This is a genomic window from Pseudoalteromonas sp. S16_S37 (assembly GCF_014694405.1).
Taxonomy (GTDB): domain Bacteria; phylum Pseudomonadota; class Gammaproteobacteria; order Enterobacterales; family Alteromonadaceae; genus Pseudoalteromonas.
On sequence record NZ_JAAUWV010000103.1, the window covers coordinates 1 to 4,740 of the forward strand.

Here is a 4,740-nt window from a genome sequence, read left to right on the forward strand (position 1 = left end):
CGTAGCTGTATTTCATTTATGGTGAACTTGATGGCAGGCCTCATCGCTTATACTTTTCAAGCAAAGAAACCGAGCATAAAGGTTACTCGGCTTTAGTTCTTATACAGATCTCAGGTTAAATAAGAGGTGGTCTGGGAAGTTATCAAGCTATGCGACTTTAAAACAACAGCTTTAAAAAATAGAAGGGTTATTTTATTTTGCGCTAAGGCCTTGAACGCTGGGAATAAACCTGATTAAAGCCGCAGACAAGCGATATCTGCAGCTTTAAGTGCATAAACTAAAGTGGCTGATTAGCCTTCGATTAAATCTTCAACACCAACAATCAGCCAAGGGGCATTATCTTGGGTTTGACGTTCAAGGTGCCATACTTCGTGGATTGGCTCTTCTTGTTTGTCACCTAGGTCGCGGTATTTACCCTTAAATAGAATACTGACTTCCCAAACATCAGCTTTGGTATCTGCGCGTACTAGCTGTGCATCAATAAACATCACTTCTGTAGCTACGTCACCTTCGTTTTCACGTTGTTGCTTGAATTCATCTACTAATTCAGGACTTAGGTACTCAGCCATGGTGGTATAGTCTTTTTTGTTCCAAGCGTCTTGCAAGGTGTGATAGTGCTGGCGGGCGCCTTGTAAAAAGCCATTGACGTCAAAGTGACTAGGTAGGTTAAAAGGTACTGAGTCTTGCTGCCCAAAGCCGCTTGTTGGCGCCTGAGTTTGAAACTGTTGCGGTTGATTGAATTGCTCAGGGTTAATTTGTGGGCCACCCACCTGTGGGCCACCCACCTGTGGGCCACCCATTTGCGGGCCACCCATTTGCGGGCCACCCGCCATATGCGGCTGTTGGCGCTTTTGCATCATACCTTTGATAAGCTTGAAGATAACAAATGCCGCCAGAGCGAGTAAAATCATCTCTAAAAATTGAAAGCCTTCAAAATCGTCGCCAAGCATAGCGGCAATTAAACCACCTGCTAATAAGCCACCTAACACACCAGCCATAATGCCTTTCTTACTTGATTGAGGCTTTGTTGTTGGAGTAGGCGAAATTGCCTTGGTATCAGTTTGCTGCTTTTGCTGCGTGGTACTGGTTTGCTGGGTTTTGCCAGTAGACTTACTGCCAAACTTTTTTCTTGCTTCGACATTAAAGCTGCTCACAAAAAGTAGTGAGATCAGTGAGAAGAACACAATAAAGTTTTTCATAACTATCCTATAAAACTAAAACTGCATGAATTGTAAATAAATCATTAGGTAAGAGGAATAAAAAACGGTTCAAAGTGGGTGAGAAAGCGATAAGCGGTACATGCATAACGTACCGCTTTTTTTACATCATTAAAGCCAACGAAGGGCGCTTGCGACGTTCTTTTGGTATTTTTCAACCGGAGAGCCTAAATTAGCAACAAGCACCGTTGCCGCATGCTGATCTTGCTCGATAATGCCGTTATAGCGATCGTCTTTAAATTGACCGTCTCCGCCTAAACTATTTTTGCCTGATAGTGGCACGATAAATACCGTCATCGGGCCGTGCTCAGACTGAAACACTAAGTGTAAGCTTTTTTGTCCTTTGAAGTTACAAAAGGTTGCGTAGGTCACATCACCTGGTAATGACTCCAGTTTTGCGCCAAACAGGGATAATTTGTCATTGACCACTTGTAACGCTATTTTTGCATTGCTTTGAAAAGCCGCTTGCTCGTGGTGAACATGGGCTAGGGCATGCTCGCCAGCGAGCAGTGGCGTTTGGGTTGCGCTCATAAAATATAGCCCCAAAGCAAATGTGGCACTTGCTGCAGTTGCAAAGGGGGTTTTGTAACGCTTAAACCAGCCTTTTTTAACAACTACATTATGAGCATTATCCGCTTGTTGGTTTGCTAAAATACGCTCGGCTAAGCCATCAGGTACTTTAACATCTAGTGCCTTATTCAGCTGTACATCAAAAGCTTGTAACTCTTCTAACAAGGCTTGTTGCTCGGCGTTATTTGCAGCCTCCTGCGCAACTTCCTTATCATTAGGGTCGGCAAAAAGGCGGCGACGAAATTCAAGGTCATTCATCAGTTTTGTGCCCCTTTTATTGGTTCTTGATGCTGTGTTAATGCGTCTTTAAGTTGGTTTCTAGCTCGATAAAGTCGCGTCATCACGGTATTTTTGTTCAGTTCTAAAATTTCTGCTATTTCCTCTCCTGAGCAGCCCATAACAACTTGCAGTAACAGCGGCTCACGATACTCAACTGAGAGTTTATTAATTTGCCTTTGAATCACCGTCTGCTCCATTTCTTCATCTAAACTGGCAGAGGTATTGTCAATCAAGGTATCGTTCTCGACATCGGCATAATCAAATTGTTTTCTCTCAAAACGTCGCGCGTTTTCACGACGTAAAATTGTTAACAGCCATGGCTTGGCAGCATTTTCGTCTTGCAATGAATCAAGCGAACGCCAAGCCCGTAAAAAAGTTTCTTGTACCAAATCTTCGGCTACCGTTGGGTCTTGGCATAACCAGTAGGCGAAGCGATAAAGCTCGCCATGATAAACCTGTACCAAAGCTTCGTAGCGTTTTTGTTTAGTGGTCATGCTAGTAAGACCTTATAGTTGGTAATTTTATTACACCACGATATAAAATAATTTTTACCTAGCTCAGTAAAGCTGAGCTAGGTGTGCGTTATCGCCTGTAGATTGGCTTTTATTGGCTGCAACCACAAGCTTATATATCTTAGATAAATCAGCAGATTGATTGCTATCACTATAGAGGGATGCCTGTAGTTTGGCAATTTCATCGCTAAGTTCTGGTAGGTTAAGTTGTTTCAGCCAAGCATCTAGGCCAAGGCCATTATTTTGACTTTGTGCAAGTTCGCGCAACGCCTGATAAAAAGCATTTGCATCATTTTGCTTTAACGCATTTTTAAGGTCTGCGTTCGGATTGATGACACACTTGTGCGCCTTTGCCGATACATTTTCGCTGGGCTTTTTGGGCTTGCGTATTATCCAAACAGCCAAAGTAAGCAACCAAAGTACATAACCTGATATCAAAATAAGCCAATCAACCCAGTCCTTAGATTGCGGGGCGCTTTGCATTGGCTGTTGCACAGTTGCTTGTGGTTGTTCTGCATTGAGAGGTTGCGTTATTTGCGGCTGCGAAGGTGTTCCTGCCATAGATTGATTGGGGTCTGCTACAACAGTAATCGTACGCGCCGGTAACATTGCATAATTTACTTTATTAATAACGGTATTAAACCAAGGAATTTTCACCTCGGGAAGGGTATAGATGCCAGGGCTTTGTGGAACAAGTGCATATGATGACACCAGTTGGGAAATAACGCGCCCATCACGGGTAAGTTGGTTTCTATCGCTTTCATCTGGATAGCTGCGAATACCGGTTATTTTATCAAGCTTAATATCTGGCAGTTGTTCTTGCGTAACCCCCAAAGCGGTAAGCGTGATTGTGCGTGTGATAGGGGTGCCAACAGTAACTTGCTCATCTGCAGGTTGCCACTCTTCGCTTAAGTTAACCAGCTCACTGGGCAACCAAGTACCTTGGTAATCACTTGGAATTGGCTTTACATCAATATTAATTTCTTCCGCGATAGCTGATACAGCCATGCGGCGGTAATTTTCGCGCACTTGCCCGTTGAACACAGGTGGAGCTATGGTAAATGAGCCGCTTTTTTGAGGCTGTACTAAATATTCACGTGTGATCACCATATAGCGACGACCATCGACCACTTCATAGTCTTCTTTTTGCTTACCCATTTGAGTGATCTGTGCATCATCGATTTGTGGTGCACTAAGCTGACCATCAAGTAAATCTTTGCCTAAATAAAGCTTCACCGTATACAGTCCAGCTTGTTGCACATACAGGGTGCTCGGCGCAAGTTGTGCTTTTACAAAGATATCTTTTTGGTCTTGGGCATCGTCACTACGCGGTACAACTTTTAGCTCTATGGGCTCAGAGCGTTTACCCGCCACTTCAAATGCAGGAATAGTATAAGTACCTGCTTGACGTGCTAGCACTTGCATTTGCCACGTAGTTTGGCTGCTCATGCTGCCATTTATAATACTGGTACGTGAGCTTACACTCACTGGGCCTGTTACAAATTGTTGCGTCAGTGCGCTGGTATCTGGCTGCTCGCCCGACACTTTGCCATCCGCGGCGATAGTGAGGGTAAAGTACTCGCCCACTAACACTGGGTTTTTATCAACACTGGCCGTTAATTTATCAAAGGCCATGATTGGGTTTACTAGTAGTAACAGGAATACACTAACAAACAAACGTATTACCATGATTTTTCAACTCCTTGTGGACGGCGTTGTTGAGCGCGTTGTTGTGCTTTTAGCTGCATTTTATTGCGTAGTAAAATGGCAGGATCATCAGGAACTTTTCGAAGTAACTGATTAAGCTGTTGCGCTTTTTCTTTTTCTTCTGGTGTGAGCGGCTTTGTCGATACTGAGGCTGCTTGCTCTTCACCTTGTTGTTGAGCTTGTTGCTGTTGAGCTTGGCGCATGGCATCTTTTACAGCTTGCTCGTCTTGGGCTTGTTTAGTTTGCTCTGCGTCAGAGTGTGCTTGCCCATTTTGCTTTTCGGCTGACTCACTTTGCATGTCGGGCTTATTATTTTGCTCGCCTTGTTGTTGCTGCTGGTCGCCTTGTTGCTGCTGGTCGCCTTGTTGCTGCTGGTCGCCTTGTTGCTGCTGGTCGCCTTGTTGCTGCTGGTCGCCTTGTTGCTGCTGGTCGCCTTGTTGCTGCTGGTCGCCTTG

At 44.4% G+C, this 4,740-nt stretch carries 4 protein-coding genes and 2 pseudogenes; 1 reads left to right on the top strand and 5 read right to left on the bottom strand.

Going from position 1 to position 4,740, the window contains the following annotated elements; translation table 11 throughout:
* Positions 1 to 96 (top strand): annotated as a pseudogene (locus HC733_RS23685) (IS982 family transposase); the annotation flags it as partial.
* Between the two features lie 194 nt (positions 97 to 290).
* Here HC733_RS23685 and HC733_RS21575 read toward each other — a convergent pair.
* From HC733_RS21575 to HC733_RS21595, 5 genes and pseudogenes are all read right to left on the bottom strand, one after another.
* Positions 291 to 1,199, bottom strand: a complete 909-nt coding sequence (locus HC733_RS21575) for a Tim44 domain-containing protein (protein WP_190367040.1) — start codon at positions 1,197 to 1,199, stop codon at positions 291 to 293.
* A gap of 129 nt (positions 1,200 to 1,328) precedes the next feature.
* Positions 1,329 to 2,045 carry a DUF3379 family protein gene (locus tag HC733_RS21580; protein ID WP_190367041.1) on the bottom strand — a complete coding sequence of 239 codons (717 nt, stop codon included), beginning with the start codon at positions 2,043 to 2,045 and terminating at the stop codon, positions 1,329 to 1,331.
* Entirely contained in the window at positions 2,045 to 2,560 is a 516-nt protein-coding gene (locus tag HC733_RS21585; protein WP_190367042.1) for a sigma-70 family RNA polymerase sigma factor, read from the bottom strand. Before HC733_RS21585 ends, HC733_RS21580 begins: the two co-directional genes overlap by 1 nt.
* Positions 2,561 to 2,623: 63 nt before the next feature.
* On the bottom strand, positions 2,624 to 4,267 hold the full coding sequence (locus HC733_RS21590) for a BatD family protein (protein WP_190367043.1): 1,644 nt from the start codon (positions 4,265 to 4,267) through the stop codon (positions 2,624 to 2,626).
* Positions 4,261 to 4,740, bottom strand: a pseudogene (locus tag HC733_RS21595) (hypothetical protein); the annotation flags it as partial. The gene HC733_RS21590 and the pseudogene HC733_RS21595, both read right to left, overlap by 7 nt.